Annotated in this window: 16 protein-coding genes; 8 read left to right on the top strand and 8 right to left on the bottom strand. The window is 62.0% G+C overall.

Translation table 11 applies throughout. The features are described 5' to 3' along the window. Positions 1 to 24 precede the first annotated feature (24 nt). The 7 genes from gmk to fabD all read right to left on the bottom strand — a co-directional run bounded on the left by gmk (position 25) and on the right by fabD (position 6,587). Positions 25 to 687, bottom strand: coding sequence for a guanylate kinase (gene gmk / locus N1937_RS06615; RefSeq protein WP_017963719.1), 663 nt, complete (start codon positions 685 to 687; stop codon positions 25 to 27). 3 nt (positions 688 to 690) lie between these two features. Continuing rightward, the gene (locus N1937_RS06610) at positions 691 to 1,578 is read right to left on the bottom strand and encodes a YicC/YloC family endoribonuclease (RefSeq protein WP_222293280.1); all 888 of its coding nucleotides are present in this window, start codon (positions 1,576 to 1,578) and stop codon (positions 691 to 693) included. Between the two features lie 18 nt (positions 1,579 to 1,596). Then, positions 1,597 to 2,814: an endolytic transglycosylase MltG gene (gene mltG / locus N1937_RS06605; protein WP_020486067.1), complete on the bottom strand. Its 1,218-nt coding sequence runs from the start codon at positions 2,812 to 2,814 to the stop codon at positions 1,597 to 1,599. Between the two features lie 181 nt (positions 2,815 to 2,995). Continuing rightward, the gene (gene fabF, locus N1937_RS06600; RefSeq protein WP_017963716.1) at positions 2,996 to 4,258 is read right to left on the bottom strand and encodes a beta-ketoacyl-ACP synthase II; all 1,263 of its coding nucleotides are present in this window, start codon (positions 4,256 to 4,258) and stop codon (positions 2,996 to 2,998) included. 93 nt (positions 4,259 to 4,351) lie between these two features. Beyond that, the gene (locus N1937_RS06595; protein WP_003547058.1) at positions 4,352 to 4,588 is read right to left on the bottom strand and encodes an acyl carrier protein; all 237 of its coding nucleotides are present in this window, start codon (positions 4,586 to 4,588) and stop codon (positions 4,352 to 4,354) included. Positions 4,589 to 4,874: 286 nt separating this feature from the next. Beyond that, on the bottom strand, positions 4,875 to 5,612 hold the full coding sequence (fabG, locus tag N1937_RS06590; RefSeq protein ID WP_017963715.1) for a 3-oxoacyl-[acyl-carrier-protein] reductase: 738 nt from the start codon (positions 5,610 to 5,612) through the stop codon (positions 4,875 to 4,877). Positions 5,613 to 5,642: 30 nt separating this feature from the next. Next, positions 5,643 to 6,587, bottom strand: a complete 945-nt coding sequence (gene fabD, locus N1937_RS06585; RefSeq protein WP_162118494.1) for an ACP S-malonyltransferase — start codon at positions 6,585 to 6,587, stop codon at positions 5,643 to 5,645. Between the two features lie 214 nt (positions 6,588 to 6,801). Between fabD and N1937_RS06580 the strand changes: the two genes are divergently transcribed. The 7 genes from N1937_RS06580 to alr all read left to right on the top strand — a co-directional run bounded on the left by N1937_RS06580 (position 6,802) and on the right by alr (position 13,763). After that, positions 6,802 to 7,845, top strand: a complete 1,044-nt coding sequence (locus N1937_RS06580; protein ID WP_222293278.1) for an aldo/keto reductase — start codon at positions 6,802 to 6,804, stop codon at positions 7,843 to 7,845. A gap of 314 nt (positions 7,846 to 8,159) precedes the next feature. Further along, positions 8,160 to 8,627 carry a 30S ribosomal protein S6 gene (gene rpsF, locus N1937_RS06575; RefSeq protein ID WP_003547040.1) on the top strand — a complete coding sequence of 156 codons (468 nt, stop codon included), beginning with the start codon at positions 8,160 to 8,162 and terminating at the stop codon, positions 8,625 to 8,627. 14 nt (positions 8,628 to 8,641) lie between these two features. Next, complete coding sequence (gene rpsR, locus N1937_RS06570) at positions 8,642 to 8,890, top strand: 30S ribosomal protein S18 (RefSeq protein ID WP_003547038.1); 249 nt, start codon at positions 8,642 to 8,644, stop codon at positions 8,888 to 8,890. A gap of 156 nt (positions 8,891 to 9,046) precedes the next feature. Next, positions 9,047 to 10,033: a DUF2232 domain-containing protein gene (locus N1937_RS06565; RefSeq protein ID WP_017963712.1), complete on the top strand. Its 987-nt coding sequence runs from the start codon at positions 9,047 to 9,049 to the stop codon at positions 10,031 to 10,033. A gap of 22 nt (positions 10,034 to 10,055) precedes the next feature. Then, complete coding sequence (gene rplI, locus N1937_RS06560) at positions 10,056 to 10,634, top strand: 50S ribosomal protein L9 (protein ID WP_162118496.1); 579 nt, start codon at positions 10,056 to 10,058, stop codon at positions 10,632 to 10,634. Between the two features lie 372 nt (positions 10,635 to 11,006). Beyond that, the gene (locus N1937_RS06555) at positions 11,007 to 12,503 is read left to right on the top strand and encodes a replicative DNA helicase (RefSeq protein WP_260059069.1); all 1,497 of its coding nucleotides are present in this window, start codon (positions 11,007 to 11,009) and stop codon (positions 12,501 to 12,503) included. A 90-nt stretch (positions 12,504 to 12,593) separates the two neighbouring features. After that, a complete protein-coding gene (alr, locus tag N1937_RS06550; protein WP_260059067.1) occupies positions 12,594 to 13,763 on the top strand; it encodes an alanine racemase in 1,170 nt (389 codons plus the stop codon). A 12-nt stretch (positions 13,764 to 13,775) separates the two neighbouring features. On the opposite strand, the gene N1937_RS06545 is transcribed toward alr, so the two are convergent. Then, complete coding sequence (locus tag N1937_RS06545; protein ID WP_026154091.1) at positions 13,776 to 14,411, bottom strand: LysE family translocator; 636 nt, start codon at positions 14,409 to 14,411, stop codon at positions 13,776 to 13,778. A 234-nt stretch (positions 14,412 to 14,645) separates the two neighbouring features. Between N1937_RS06545 and radA the strand changes: the two genes are divergently transcribed. Next, entirely contained in the window at positions 14,646 to 16,046 is a 1,401-nt protein-coding gene (gene radA, locus N1937_RS06540) for a DNA repair protein RadA (protein WP_026154090.1), read from the top strand. The last annotated feature ends 81 nt before the right edge of the window (positions 16,047 to 16,127 follow it).

Raw genomic sequence — 16,127 nt, 5'->3', positions numbered from 1 at the left:
CCGCACACGTTGCGGTATCGCGGTTTAAAGCGACGGCGTCTCTTCCAAGAGTTCGCGGACGAAGTCGAACATACCATGGCGGCGATCGCGGCGCAGGCGTTCGGCCTTGACGATCGACTGGACAGCGTCGAAGGCAGCGTTGAGGTCATCATTGATGATGACGTAGTCGTATTCGCGCCAGTGGGCGATCTCGGCGCGGCTGTTGGCGAGGCGCGTCTGGATGACCTCTTCGGAATCCTCGGCACGACGGTGCAGCCGCGACTGCAGCTCCGTCATGGTCGGCGGCAGCACGAAGATCGACACGACGTCGGCCGACATCTTCTCCTGCAATTGCTGGGCGCCCTGCCAGTCGATATCGAAGAGCATGTCGCGGCCCTCAGCCATGGCCTGCTCGACCGGCTCTCGCGGCGTGCCGTAGAAATTGCCGTGCACCTCGGCCCATTCGAGCAGCGCGTCGCTATCGCGCAGCCGCTCGAACTCACGCACACTCTTGAAGTGGTAGTGCACAGCCTCGACCTCGCTTGGGCGGCGCTGGCGCGTGGTGACGCTGACGGAAAGGCCGATTTGCCTGTCGGTCTCCAGCAGCGTGCGCGCGATGGTGGACTTGCCGGCGCCCGACGGCGACGAGATGACAAGCATCAGACCGCGGCGGGCGATCTGCACGGGCGAGGATTTCGCCGGTTTCATGTCTTACTCCAAATTCTGGACCTGCTCGCGGAACTGGTCGATCACGACTTTCAGCTCGATGCCGGCAGCGGTAACCGCCGAAGCATTCGACTTCGAGCAGATGGTATTCGATTCGCGGTTAAATTCCTGTGCAAGGAAGTCAAGCCGGCGCCCGGCGGGGCCACCCTTCACCAGGAGATCGCGCGCTGCGGCGATATGAGCCTTCAGACGATCGATTTCCTCGCGCAGATCCGCCTTGGTCGCCAGCAGCGCGGCTTCGGCATGCAGCCTGTCGCGGTCGAGTGCGGCCATGCCATCCATCAACAAGGCGACCTGCGCGGCCAGCCGCGCAGCGATCTCCTGCGGCGAGCGCGACGGATCGGCCTCGATCGTCCGTGTCAGGGCTTCGATCGTCGTGACGTGGTCGTGAAGAATGCGGGCCAGCACCGACCCTTCCTGTTCGCGCATTGCTCTCAGATCGGCAAGCGCGGCCAGCAGGCCGGCAGCGATATCTGCGTCGCGGGCGGAAAGCGCCTCCTCGCCATCCTCGCTTTCGCGGAATTCGACGATGCCGCGCACCAGAAGCAGCGTATCGAGCTTCAGCGGCGCCGGATCGATGACGCCGTCCAGTTGCTCGCGCATGGCCAACACGGCAGCGAGCGCTTGCTTGTTCAGCACTGCGTCGAAGCGGTTCTCGTCGGCCGTCACGGACAGCGATGCCTGCAGGTTGCCGCGGCTGAAGCTTTCGCCGGTGAGGCGGCGGACGTCCGCCTCCATGCGTTCAAGCCCGGGCGGCAGACGCAGGCGCAGGTCGAGGCCCTTGCCGTTGACCGAGCGCAGCTCCCATGCCCAGCGCCAGCGGCCGCTCGTTCCCTCGCGCCGCGCAAAACCAGTCATGGACTGCAAAGCCATGCGAGCCTCCCGAAAGTCTCAGTTGATCTTCTTTTTCTTCTGCGGCGCGACGGTCGCGCCATTATCCGCCGGCTGCTCTTCCGGCTGGCCGTCGACTGCGATGTTCGGATCCGAGCCCTTGTCGGCTTCGAGCTTGCGCCAGCGCTTGACGTTGGCATTGTGCTCCTCGAGCGTGGCGGCGAAAACATGGCCACCGGAGCCGTCGGCGACGAAATAGAGGTCCTGCGTCTTCCAGGGATTGGCGACGGCTTCCAGCGCATCCTTGCCGGGATTGGCGATCGGCGTCGGCGGCAGACCCTTGATGACATAGGTGTTGTAAGGTGTGTCCCGCTTCAGGTCCGACTGGTAGATCGGCCGGTCGGCGGGTTTGCCTTCGCCGCCGAAGAGGCCGTAAATGATCGTCGGATCAGACTGCAGGCGCATGCCCTTGCCGAGCCGGTTCAAAAAAACGGAGGCGACATGCGCACGCTCGTCGGGAACGCCAGTTTCCTTTTCGACGATCGAGGCGAGTGTCACGAATTCCTCCTTGGATCGCAGCGGCAGCGAGGAATCGCGCTTGTCCCAGATCTGATCGACGAGCTTCTGCTGCGCAGCCGCCATCTGGTCGATGACTTCCGAGCGTTTGGTGCCGCGCGAGAATTTGTAGGTATCCGGACGCAGGCTGCCCTCGGTCGGCAATGCGGCCGGCAAGTCGCCTTCCAGCACGGTATCCTGCAGCATGCGGTCGAACATCTGGCGGACCGTCAGACCCTCGGGGAAGGAAACGGAATAGAGAATGGACTTGCCCGATTTCAGGAGCTCCATGATATCGCTCATGGAGGCCCTCGCCTTGATCTCGTATTCACCCGCCTTCAGGCTTTCACCGGCAGACAGATGCGTTGCCGTGAGATAGCGGAAGATGCGGGCATCGCTGATGATCGCGTTGCGCTCGAGGTTCGAGGCGATTTCGGCCAGCCCAGCGCCGTTGCGGACGATGAAATTGGTGTTGGTCTGCAGCGGACCGGGGTTCCGATAGGTCGATGTGGCGTAGTAGAAGCCGATGACGGCGACGACGCAGACCAGAACCGCCATCGTCATGATGAAATTCAGGAAAAGAACGATCTGGCCGCGGGCTTTCTTGGACCGCTTCGGCGGCTCCGGAACGCGCTCAGGACGCAGGGCTTCGCTCGGCGACTTCGGGATGATCGGTCCCTTCTGCGCCTGGGTATCGTTGCTCTGGTTCGTCGTATCGCTCACCGGCAATCCTCTAAAACTTGACCCTCACTTCGCTATTTCGCGAAGCAATGCGGCAAAAGCAGGTTCTGCCGCCGTTCAACGACGCCGTTGCCGGTCGTTATGCTTTCGCACGCCCTCCTACGCAAGATAGGGGACGGCCGGTTTGCGATGTAAGGGAGACCCGCTACACCGCACAGGGCTTTTATTGCGCGTAACGGCGCAGCACGAGAGACGCGTTCGTGCCGCCGAATCCGAACGAGTTGGACAGCGCCACATTGATGTCTCGTTCACGAGCCTTGTGCGGAACAAGATCAATCGCCGTCTCACGTTCGGGATTGTCAAGGTTGAGCGTCGGCGGCGCGATATTGTCGCGGATGGCGAGCGTGGTGAAGATTGCCTCGATGGCGCCGGCAGCACCGAGAAGATGTCCTGTCGCCGACTTGGTCGAGGACATCGAGATCTTCGACGCCGCATTGCCGACCAGCCGCTCGACGGCGCCGAGTTCGATCGTATCGGCCATGGTCGAGGTACCGTGGGCGTTGATGTAATCGATATCGGCCGGCGTCAGCCCGGCGCGCTTCAGCGCCATCGCCATGCAGCGGCCAGCACCCTCGCCGTCTTCGGAGGGTGCGGTGATGTGATAGGCATCGCCCGACAGGCCGTAGCCGACGACTTCGGCATAGATCCTGGCGCCCCGCGCCTTGGCGTGCTCCAGTTCTTCGAGCACGACAATGCCGGCGCCCTCGCCCATGACGAAGCCGTCGCGGTCGCGGTCATAAGGACGCGACGCTTTTTTCGGGTCGTCGTTATGCTGGGTCGACAGCGCCTTGCAGGCGGCAAAACCTGCCAGCGAAATGCGGCTGACCGGGGATTCCGTGCCGCCGGCGACCATGACGTCGGCGTCGCCGAGCGCGATCATCCGCGCGGCATCGCCGATCGCATGCGCACCCGTCGAGCAGGCGGTGACGACCGAATGATTGGGTCCGCGCAGCTTGTGGCGGATCGAGACCTGGCCGGAGACGAGGTTGATCAGGCGGCCAGGAATGAAGAAGGGTGATATGCGGCGCGGGCCTTTGTCGCGCAGGGTATAACCCGCCTCGACAATGCCTTCGATGCCGCCGATGCCGGAGCCGATCAGCACACCGGTGGCGATCTGGTCCTCATCGGTTTCGGGATGCCAGCCGGCATCGGCGAGCGCCATGTCGGCGGCGGCCATGCCGTAGATGATGAAGGGATCGACCTTGCGTTGCTCCTTCGGCTCCATCCACTGATCGACATTGAAGGTGCCGTCGGTGCCGTCACCGACAGGGATACGGCAGGCGATCTTGGCGGGAAGGTCATCGACCTCGAATTCGGTGACGAGGCGGGCGCCGTTCTGGCCGGCAAGCAGCCGCGACCACGTCACCTCTGTTCCGCATCCCAAGGGTGATACCATGCCGGTACCGGTGATGACGACACGTCTCATCGCGTGCTTTCCCCCGTCTCTTATGTTCTATGGAGAAATATGCCGAAAAGAAAAGGGCGGACTCCAGGCCCGCCCTTTCTCAATTTCACAGGATCAGGCCTGGGCCTTCTCAATGAACTTCACGGCATCGCCAACCGTCAGGATCGAGTCGGCAGCGTCGTCAGGAATTTCAACGCCGAATTCTTCTTCGAAAGCCATGACAAGTTCGACCGTGTCGAGCGAGTCGGCGCCCAGATCGTCGATAAAGCTGGCGCTCTCGACGACCTTGTCGGCATCGACGCCAAGATGATCAATAACAATTTTCTTTACGCGTTCTGCGATATCGCTCATGTCGGTTTCCTCGACCTTATGTCCTGATCGGAATGCCGTTGCGGCACCCCTACCCTGTTTCAGCCTGCGATGTTTTCAGACATCCTCGGCAAACTCGTTTACCCGGCTTCAGAGATGTTCCAGGCTTGCAAAAAGCCCGCCGGTCCGTCTGCTTTCTCGGGACGACTGTTCACAGTCATGGCCCGCTTAACATGCTTTAAGTCTGCCGCAAAGCCAGAAAATCAACGGTTCGTGATTGCTCAACATGCTATTGGCGGAAATATTCCCATGCCAGCGGTTTGTCGTTTCAGATCATCGCCATGCCGCCGTTTACGTGCAGTGTCTGGCCGGTCATATAGGCAGCCTCGGAGGACGCGAGGTAAGCAACCGCCGAAGCGACCTCGCCGCCCGTGCCCATGCGCTTCATCGGGATCGCTCCCATGATCGCTTCCTTCTGCTTGTCGTTCAGCTTGCCGGTCATGGCGCTCTCGATGAAGCCCGGCGCGACGCAGTTGACCGTCACGTTGCGGGTGGCAATTTCCTGCGCCAGGGACTTGGTGAAGCCGATCATACCGGCCTTGGAGGCGCAGTAATTGGCCTGGCCCGGATTGCCGGTGACGCCGACGATGGAGGTGATGTTGATGATGCGGCCATAGCGGCGGCGCATCATCGGATGCGTCAATTCGCGCGTCAGGCGGAAGGTCGCCGTCAGGTTCACTTCGAGGACGCTGTCCCAGTCCTCGTCGCTCATGCGCACGAACAGGCCGTCGCGGGTGATGCCGGCATTGTTGACGAGGATGTCGACGCCTTCAAGGTCGGCCTCGGCCTTCTGGCCGAGCGCCTTGACCTCATCGCGGTCGGAGAGGTTGGCCGGGAAGATCTTGACACGCTCGCCGAGCTCGGCCGCCAGCGCTTCCAGCTTCTCGACACGGGTGCCGTGCAGGCCGACGATGGCGCCCTGCTTATGAAGAAGGCGGGCGATTTCCTCGCCAATACCGCCCGATGCGCCTGTGACGAGAGCCTTGCGGCCGGAGAGATCGAGCATGGAAACGTTCCTTATATCTGGCAATACCAATCAGGCCATGAGGGCGGCGACGGCCGCGTCGATATCCGCCGGACCGTTGACGGAGATGCCGTTGATCGTCTTGTCGATGCGGCGGGCAAGGCCGGTCAGTACCTTGCCGGAACCGACTTCATAAAGCGTCGTGACGCCATTTCCAGCGAACCACTCCACCGTCTCGCGCCAGCGGACCTGACCGGTCACCTGCTCGACCAGGAGGCTGGCGATCTCGTCGGCGCCGGTCACGGGAGCGGCACGGACATTTGCAATGAGGGGCACGATGGGATCGGATTTCGAAACCGTTGCCAGCGCTTCACGCATGGCGTCGGCGGCCGGCGCCATCAGTGTCGAATGGAACGGAGCGGAGACCGGCAGCAGAATGGCACGCTTGGCGCCCTTATCGGTCGCAAGCCCGGCGGCCTTTTCGACGGCTGCCTTCTCGCCCGAGATGACGATCTGGCCACCGCCATTATCGTTGGCGATCTGGCAGGCGCCGACAGCGGTGGCTGCCTCGCAGACGGCAACGACGTCGGCATGTTCGAGGCCGATGATCGCGGCCATGGCGCCGACGCCGACAGGAACAGCCGCCTGCATGGCATTGCCGCGAATGCGCAGCAGCCGCGCGGTATCGGTGAGCGAAAAGGTGCCGGCGGCGCAAAGTGCCGAATATTCGCCGAGCGAGTGGCCGGCGACGTAAGCGACCTTCGACTTCAGATCCAGCCCTTTGGCCTCCAGAACGCGGACAACGGCGATCGAGACGGCCATCAGCGCCGGCTGGGCGTTCGCCGTCAATGTCAACCTATCATCGGGACCGTTGAACATGACGTCCGAAAGCTTTTCACCGAGCGCCTCATCGACCTCTTCGAAGACGGCTCGGGCTTCGGCAAAATTCTCGGCGAGATCCTTGCCCATGCCGACGACCTGACTGCCCTGGCCGGGAAAAGTGAAAGCAATGGTCATTCTCGTGTCCCTGGCTCCTGCCCCTGATTGCGCCCCTTAAGGCTGTTTTGCCTCCAATTGACATTCTTTCCGACAGAGTCAAGTGGCGGCCCATTCTCCGCAAAGCCTTTCGCACCGGCGCAAAGGCCCGGTTTTTGCTCTTGCGCTCGGCCAAATCCAGCCTAGATTTGCCCGGACCTCCCCAAGGCTTTCACCTCTCTCCCAAGGTTTTTCCATGAAGTACAATTCACTAGGCCGCACCGAGATTTCCGTTTCAGAGATCTGCCTTGGCACCATGACCTGGGGCTCGCAGAACAGCGAAGCCGATGCGCATGCGCAGATGGACTACGCCGTCGACAAGGGCGTCAATTTCTTCGATACGGCCGAGCTTTATCCAACCACCCCGGTTTCGGCCGCGACACAGGGCTGGACCGAAGACTATATCGGCAGCTGGTTCAAGAAGACCGGCAAGCGTGGGGATATCGTGCTCGCCACCAAGGTCGCAGGCCGCGGCCGCGACTATATACGCGGCGGCGAAGGTGCCGATGCGAAAAATATCCGCCTGGCGCTCGAGGCCAGCCTGGCGCGGCTAAAGACCGATTACGTCGACCTCTACCAGATCCACTGGCCGAACCGCGGCCATTTCCATTTCCGCCAGAACTGGAGCTACAATCCCTTCAACCAGGATCGCGACAAGGCCGTCGCCAATATGCTCGACATCCTGGAAACGTTCGGCGCGCTGGTGAAGGAGGGCAAGATCCGCGCGATCGGCCTTTCCAACGAAACCACCTGGGGCATACAGAAATTCCTGACGCTTTCCGACCAGAAGAGCCTGCCGCGCGTTGCCAGCGTCCAGAACGAATATAATCTGCTCTACCGCCATTTCGACCTCGATCTCGCCGAGCTCTCGCATCACGAGGATGTCGGGCTGCTCGCCTATTCGCCGCTCGCCGGCGGCATCCTCTCCGGCAAATATATCGACGGCGGCAGGCCGAAGGGTTCGCGCGGTTCGATCAATCCCGATATCGGCGGCCGTCTGCAGCCGCTTCAGGAGCCGGCGACCAAAGCCTATCTTGAGATCGCGGCAACCTACGGTCTCGACCCGGCAGCCATGGCGCTCGCCTTCTGCCTGTCACGTCCCTTCATGGCCTCGGTCATCATCGGTGCGACATCGATGGAGCAGTTGAAAATCGATATCGGCGCGGCCGACATTACGCTTTCGAACGAGATCCTGGCGGAAATCGCCAAGGTGCACCGGCAGTATCCGCTGACGCTTTGATCCTATTTGTTTGGCGCCTGCCCGATGCCGACCATGGCCGGCATCGGGTTCGGGTGTCCGATTGCGCTTGCCTTTGCCCAAAAAATCCGTATAAGCCGCCCTGTTCGTTAACCCGGTCTTCTGGCTGGTGGCTGAACGGAGGGCCGGTTTCCTCATGGAAATCGTTCGGAACGGAAGCGTTCCAGCCTCCCGTGTCTCCGCTCTCGACCGTCTCGGAAACGCTTTCTTGCCTGGGTCCGCCCAATCAGGAGCAGTCGTTGAGGCTTAGCCGCCGAATATCGGGTTGAACCAAACGCAAGAAAGGCAAAGCTGTCATGGCTCTTTATGAACATGTATTCCTTGCCCGGCAGGATATTTCCGCTCAGCAGGTCGATGCCCTCGTAGAACAGTACAAGGGTGTGATCGAAGCGAATGGCGGCAAAGTCGGGCGTATCGAGAACTGGGGCCTCAAGTCCCTCACCTACCGCATCAAGAAGAACCGCAAGGCGCACTACGCCCTTATGGACATCGATGCACCGGCTGCTGCCGTCCAGGAAATGGAACGTCAGATGCGCATCAGCGAAGACGTTCTTCGCTACATGACGATCGCCGTCGAGAAGCATGAAGAAGGTCCGTCTGCCATGATGCAGAAGCGCGACCGTGACGACCGTCCGCGTGAAGGCGGCCGTGGCCCGCGTGAAGGCGGCTTCGGCGATCGTGACCGCGGTCCGCGTCCGCCGCGTGAAGGTGGCTTCGGCGACCGTGACGACCGTCCGCGCCGTCCGCGCGAAGATCGCGTATAAGGGAGATCTGAGATATGTCTGAAACTTCCTCCGCTCCGGTCCGCCGCCCGTTCCATCGCCGCCGCAAGACCTGCCCGTTCTCCGGCGCCAACGCGCCGCGGATCGACTATAAGGACGTCCGCCTGCTGCAGCGCTACATTTCCGAGCGCGGCAAGATCGTCCCGTCCCGCATCACGGCCGTTTCCCAGAAGAAGCAGCGCGAACTCGCCCAGGCGATCAAGCGCGCCCGTTTCCTCGGCCTGCTGCCCTACGTCGTCGCCTAATCGGTCGACGCCCACACCTTTGAGGGAAGGCATTCGTGCCTTCCCTTCTCCCTTCCGCGATGGGCGCGGATCGGAACTCTTAAAACCCATGTTGAGACGTTTCTGAATTTGATTCAGCAACATCCTCTAACTGCTTGATGAAGCAGGACAGCGACCTTGAAACGACCGAACATTAGAACGCTGCTGATCGGCGCACTCGCCGGATTGACCGCCGCCCTGCTGGTGCTGGGCGCGAGCATGCAGCCGTCGTTTTTCAGCGCGCTCCTCTATACGGCATCGGCGCTGCCGATCCTGATCGTCGGGCTCGGCTGGGGCAATGCCGCCGCGGTCTCGGCCGTCGTCACCGCTGCAGCACTCGGCGCGATCTTGATCTCGCCGTCCTTCGCGCTGATCATGACGCTGGTGACGCTTCTGCCGGCCGGTTGGCTCAGCCATCTCGCCAATCTGGCGCGTCCGGCCTCCGAACTCGGCGGCCCCGACCATCTGCTTGCCTGGTATCCGCTCTCCGATATCCTGCTGCATCTCTGCGGGCTGGTGACGCTCGCCGTCATCGTCATCGGTGTGATCATCGGCTACGGGCCTGAGATCACCGATCCGATCGTCGACTTGCTGATCACCTCGGTCAAGCAGCAGCAGCCGGAATTCATGCCCGATCCGGCAGCGACCGCACAGACCAAGTCGCTAATCCTGCTGATGCTGCCGGCTCTGCAGGGCGGCATGTGGGTCAGCATGCTGTTTGCCGCCTATTATTTCGCCGTGCGCATCGTTGCCGCGTCCGGCCGCGGCCTTCGTCCGCGCGAGGACATTCCCTCGTCGCTGCGGATGAACCGCAACTCGATCTTCATCTTCCTGGCCGGGCTTGCCGCCTGCTTTTTCGGCGGCGTTCCGGCGCTGGTCGGTGCGACCTTGATCGGCACCTTCGGCGCCGGCTTCATGCTCTCCGGTTTCGCCTCGCTGCATTTCCGCACGCGCGGCAAGGACTGGCGCATACCGGCTCTCATCCTCAGCTACCTGGCCTCGATGCTCATGCTGCTGCCAGCTCTCCTCATCCTCGTCCTCGGTCTCAGCGATACGCGGAAGGCGATCGCGCTGACCCCGACGAAAGATGCTGATGCCCCTAACCAATCCGATACGAAAATCTGAGACACAAGAAAGGAAAAAGAAAATGGAAGTCATCCTTCTCGAACGCATCTCCAAGCTCGGCCAGATGGGCGAAACCGTAAAGGTTCGCGACGGCTTTGCCCGTAACTACCTGCTGCCGCTCGGCAAGGCGCTGCGCGCCAACGCCGCCAACAAGACCCGCTTCGAAGCCGAGCGCGCGACGCTCGAAGCCCGCAACCTCGAGCGCAAATCGGAAGCCCAGAAGATCGCCGACGTTCTCGACGGCAAGTCCTTCATCGTCGTGCGTTCCGCCGGCGAGACCGGCCAGCTCTACGGTTCGGTTGCTGCCCGTGACGTCGTCGAGATTCTCGGCGCCGAAGGCTTCAACATCGGCCGCAACCAGGTTCATCTCAACACGCCGATCAAGTCGATCGGCTTGCACAAGGTCGAGCTGCAGCTGCATGCCGAAGTCGAAATCCACGTCGAGCTGAACGTTGCCCGTTCTGCCGAAGAAGCGGAGCGCCAGTCCAAGGGCGAAGAACTCACCTCGGTCGACGCGATCTACGGCGTCGACGAAGACGCGCTGCGTCCGGAAGACTTCTTCGATCCGGAAGCTGACGGCGTCGACGAAGACGAAGCATAATTTCGCCGGAGCGATCCGCGAGAGGAAAGCCCGGCCACCGCGCCGGGCTTTTTCGTTTTCACCCCTTCGATATGAGCAGCTGATCGGGTCGCTTTTTTAAGGGGATTTTCCGGATGTTTTTGCTGCGTGCCTTATCGCATCACGCTAAAATAACATTCTCCGAAACGGATGGGCTGAGTCGCCGCCATACCGTGTCGTGCGGGTGACACTGCCAGTATTTCTCCTTTGTGTCGCCCAAGACTGTGGAGAAGTCGAACAACGTGCACAGCGTTCAGGATTTAGGCGAAGCGAGCCCCCGCTCCTTTCGTAGCCTCTTGATTTTCGCGTCCGGAATTGCAACTCCGGAGCTGGAAAAAGACAGAACGGATGATGATGAACGACGCCGCTCGAAAGATTGCAGCCGTTGCTCCGGCGGAGCAGCATTATCGCGAAGCACCCAACAATATCGAAGCCGAGCAAGCGCTTCTGGGTGCGATCCTGATGAACAACGACGCCTATTACCGGGTGTCGGACTTCCTGAAGCCGATCCATCTCTATGAACCGCTGCACCGGAAGATCTTCGAGGTTGCCGGCGATATCATCCGCATGGGCAAGATCGCCAATCCGGTGACGATCAAGACCTTCCTGAAGGCCGACGAGAAGGTCGGCGACATGACGGTTTCGCAATATCTGGCGAGCCTCGTCAGCAATGCCGTCACCGTCATCAATGCCGAGGATTACGGCCGGGCGATCTACGACCTGGCACTGCGCCGGGCGCTGATCACCATTGGCGAGGACGTCGTCAACATTGCTTATGACGCGCCGCTCGACATGCCGCCGCAGTCGCAGATCGAGGATACCGAACGCCGCCTCTTCGAACTGGCGGAAAACGGCCGCTACGATGGCGGTTTCCAGGCCTTCAACGATGCGGTTGCGCTGGCGATCGACATGGCGGCCGTCGCCAAGGAACGTGACGGCGGGCTTTCCGGCATTTCCACCGGCATCCATTCGCTGGATTCCAAGATGGGCGGCCTGCAGCGGTCGGACTTGATCGTGCTTGCCGGACGCCCCGGCATGGGCAAGACCTCGCTTGCCACAAACATCGCCTACAATATCGCCGCCGCCTACGAGCCGGACATTCAAGCGGACGGCTCAACAAAGGCGAAGAACGGCGGCGTTGTCGGCTTCTATTCGCTCGAAATGTCGTCGGAACAGCTCGCCACCCGTATCATCTCCGAGCAGACGGAAGTCTCCTCCTCGAAGATCCGCCGCGGCGACATCAACGATGCCGATTTCGAAAAGCTCGTCGCCTGCTCGATGATGATGCAGAAGGTGCCGCTCTATATCGACCAGACCGGCGGTATCTCGATCGCCCAGCTTTCGGCCCGCGCGCGCCGTCTGAAGCGCCAGCGCGGCCTCGACGTGCTTGTCGTCGACTACATTCAGCTGATGACCGGCTCGGGCAAATCCAGCGACAACCGCGTGCAGGAAATCACCCAGATCACCACCGGCCTCAAGGCGCTCGGCAAGGAGCTCAACGTTCCGATCATCGCGCTGTCGCAGCTCTCGCGTCAGGTCGAAAGCCGCGACGACAAACGGCCGCAGCTGTCCGACCTTCGCGAATCCGGCTCGATCGAGCAGGATGCCGACGTCGTACTCTTCGTGTTCCGTGAGGAATATTACGTCAAGAATTCGGAGCCGCGCGATATCCACGATCCGAAATATCCGGAGTGGGAGGCACTGTTCGACAAGGTGAAGGGCACGGCCGACGTCATCATCGCCAAGCAGCGCCACGGGCCGACGGGCACGGTGAAGCTCGCCTTCCAGGCGGAATTCACGCGCTTTGCCGATCTCGCCGATCCCTCCTTCATCCAATATGAAGAGCACTGATCGCGCGGATGCTGCAATGCAGCGCCGGGCTTTCCCTTGACATAGTTGATCTTTAGACTGGCCGGTGAATCCTTCTCCGGCCTCTTTTCGATGTGGATCATGAGCGAATTTTTCAACGCCCCCGAAGACGACAATTTTGCCTCGGCAGGCCTGCGGCTGACCGTCGACCTGACCGCCCTGACGGAGAACTGGCGCGACATGGCGCGCCGCTCCGGCGCGGCGCGCGCCTCGGCGGTCGTCAAGGCCGATGCTTACGGCATGGGCATCGAGGATGCCGGCGAAGCGCTGTATATGGCCGGCGCCCGCGACTTCTTCGTCGCGACCGTCGACGAGGGCGTAACACTTCGCCTCTATGCGCCCGAGGCGCGCATCTTCGTGCTTTCCGGCATCTGGCCGGGCACCGAGCGGCGCTTCTTCGACAATGATCTGGTGCCGGTGATTTCCTCCGACGAACAGCTCGCCTTCTGGATGGCGGTGCTTGCCGATTACGGCGACTACCCCTGCGCACTGCATGTCGATACCGGCTTCAATCGGCTTGGACTGCATATCGACGATGCGATCGCGCTCGCCGACGACGTCTCGCGGCCGGCGAGCTTCGCGCCCGTGCTTGTCATGAGCCACCTCGCCTGCGCCGACGATCCCGCCCATGCGATGAACCGGCAGCAGCTCGAATCATTCCACAGGGTTAGCGCCGCCTATGAAGGCATCGATTCAAGTCTTGCCGCCTCGGCCGGCATCTTTCTCGGTGAGGATTATCACTTCGACCTGACCCGCCCCGGGATCGCGCTCTATGGCGGCGAAGCGGTCAGCGGCATGGCAAACCCGATGCGGCCGGTCGCGACAGCGGAAGCGCGCATCATTCAGGTGCGCAGCGTCAAGGCCGGCGAGACCGTCAGCTATGGCCGGGCGCTGCAGCTTCGCCGCGAAAGCCGACTGGCAATCGCCTCGGCCGGCTATGCCGACGGCTACATGCGCAGCCAGTCGAGCGGCGGCGTGCCGCTGCGCCAGGTGGTGCCGCAAGGCGGGCAAGGTTTCATCGCCGGACAGAAGGTGCCGGTTGCCGGCCGGATCACCATGGACCTGACGATCTTCGATATCACCGACCTGCCTGACAATGCCGTGCGCGCCGGGGATTATGTCGAGCTGTTCGGGAAGAACATGCCGGTGGACGATGTCGCGCGGGCATCCGGCACGATCGGATACGAGATCCTGACCAGCATGGGGCTCCGCCACGAGCGGCGCTACGTGGCCGAGGAATAACGGCCGCCATGTTCAGCGGCTGCTGAGGGCGAGACGGACGCCGAGCGCGAGGAAAAGCGCACCGAGGCCGCGATCGAGCCAAAGTCCGATTTTTTGATTATGCCTGATCGCGTCAGCAAGGCGCCCTCCGAGAAGGACGAGCGGTGGTTCGATGAAGGCGGCAACGACGATGATGAGCCCGCCATGCAGCAGGAGTTGGGCCCATGCCGGCCCTGCCCCTTCGACGACGAATTGCGGCAGGAAGGCCAGGAAGAATATCGCCACTTTCGGATTGAGCAGCGACACCAGAATTCCCTGTCGGTAGATCCTTGCGACCGGCAACCTTTCACCGACGGCCTTTATCAGGCCATCGCCGCCACCGGAGCGCAAAGCCTGAATGCCGAGCCAGACGAGATAGGCGGCGCCGATCCATTTGACTGTCGAGAAGGCAACGGCGGAAGCGGCAAGTATGGCCGAGAGGCCGAGTGCCGCCATCAGCACATGCAGGCAGGCGCCGGACCAGACGCCGAACAGCGCCGAAAAACCGGCGCGTTTTCCGCTTCTCATCGTGTGACCGAGGATGAAGGCGATGTCGGGACCGGGCGAGAGATTGAGCAGAACTGCCGCCGACAGAAATGCAAACCAGTGCGCAAACGAATAATCGAACATCTTCACCATTCCCGGACTACAGCGCCGCGTGTCTTTTGAGACGCGCAAAGGGCGCCGTAACACTTTCAATCTCGCATCGGCCCGATGCGCCAGAGGCAAAGGATAGGCACGGGTGCGCTGATGGGGAAATCATTAGTTTTGATCCGTCGCGACAGCCATTATCTCAAGCGCGATATTGATTCGATGATGCGGCGCGTCTGCTTCACTTGGAAACCCGGACTGAAAGAGTAATTGATGGCGAAGGCCAGGACACAATTCATCTGCCAGAGTTGCGGCACGGTTCATAACCGCTGGGCTGGCAAATGCGAGAACTGCGGCGAGTGGAACACCATCGTCGAGGAAGACCCGATGGGCGGGATCGGCTCCGGTCCCGGCAAGACGCCGAAGAAGGGCCGGCCGGTGGCGCTGACGGCGCTCTCCGGCGAAATCGAGGAGGCGCCACGCATCCATACCGCCATGCCGGAGCTCGACCGGGCGCTCGGCGGCGGCTTCGTGCGCGGGTCGGCGGTGCTGATCGGCGGCGATCCCGGCATCGGCAAATCGACGTTGTTGATGCAGGCAGCCGCCGCCCTTGCGCGGCGCGGCCACAAGATCATCTACGTCTCAGGCGAAGAAGCCGTGGCGCAGGTCCGGCTGCGGGCGCAACGCCTTGCGGCGGCCGATACCGACGTGATGCTGGCGGCCGAAACCAATGTCGAGGATATTCTGGCGACGCTCGCCGAGGGCAAGCGGCCGGACCTCGTCATCATCGATTCCATCCAGACGCTGTGGAGCGAACTTGCCGAATCCGCGCCGGGAACGGTGACGCAGGTGCGCACCGGCGTCCAGGCAATGATCCGTTTCGCCAAGCAGACGGGGGCAGCCATGGTGCTCGTCGGCCACGTGACCAAGGACGGGCAGATCGCCGGGCCACGCGTCGTCGAGCACATGGTCGATGCCGTGCTCTATTTCGAAGGCGATCGCGGCCATCACTACCGAATTCTGCGCACGGTCAAGAACCGCTTCGGCCCGACCGACGAGATCGGCGTCTTCGAAATGTCAGACAAAGGCTTGCGCGAAGTCGCCAACCCCTCGGAACTCTTCCTTGGCGAACGCAACGAGAAATCGCCGGGCGCTGCCGTATTCGCCGGCATGGAGGGCACGCGTCCCATTCTCGTCGAGGTGCAGGCGCTGGTAGCGCCGACCTCACTCGGCACGCCGCGGCGCGCCGTGGTCGGTTGGGACTCGGCCCGGCTGTCAATGATCCTGGCGGTGCTCGAAGCCCATTGCGGCGTCAGGCTCGGCCAGCACGACGTCTACCTCAACGTCGCCGGCGGTTACCGCATCTCCGAACCGGCGGCCGATCTTGCCGTCGCCTCGGCGCTCGTTTCCTCGCTTGCCGGTATTGCCCTTCCCGCCGATTGCGTCTATTTCGGCGAAGTCAGCCTGTCGGGCGCCATCCGGCCGGTTGCGCACACCGCCCAGCGCCTCAAGGAAGCCGAGAAGCTGGGTTTTTCTGCAGCACTGCTTCCATCCGCCTCCGCCGAACTGCCGAAAGGCTCCGGCGGGCGCTGGAGCGAAGTCGGAAGCCTGCCGGATCTGGTCGCGCGCATCGCCGGATCGAAGGGAGCGCTGCGTGTGGAAGACGAGGTTTGATCCTTTCATTGCCGTGAACGGTGATGATATAGGAGCACACGATAAGGCACGACACGGCCGCCAAGCGGCAGTCCTGGAGTT

The sequence above is a fragment of the Rhizobium sp. WSM4643 genome, assembly GCF_025152745.1.
Taxonomy (GTDB): Bacteria; Pseudomonadota; Alphaproteobacteria; order Rhizobiales; family Rhizobiaceae; genus Rhizobium; species Rhizobium leguminosarum_I.
This window is presented reverse-complemented; position numbering and strand designations above follow the sequence as displayed.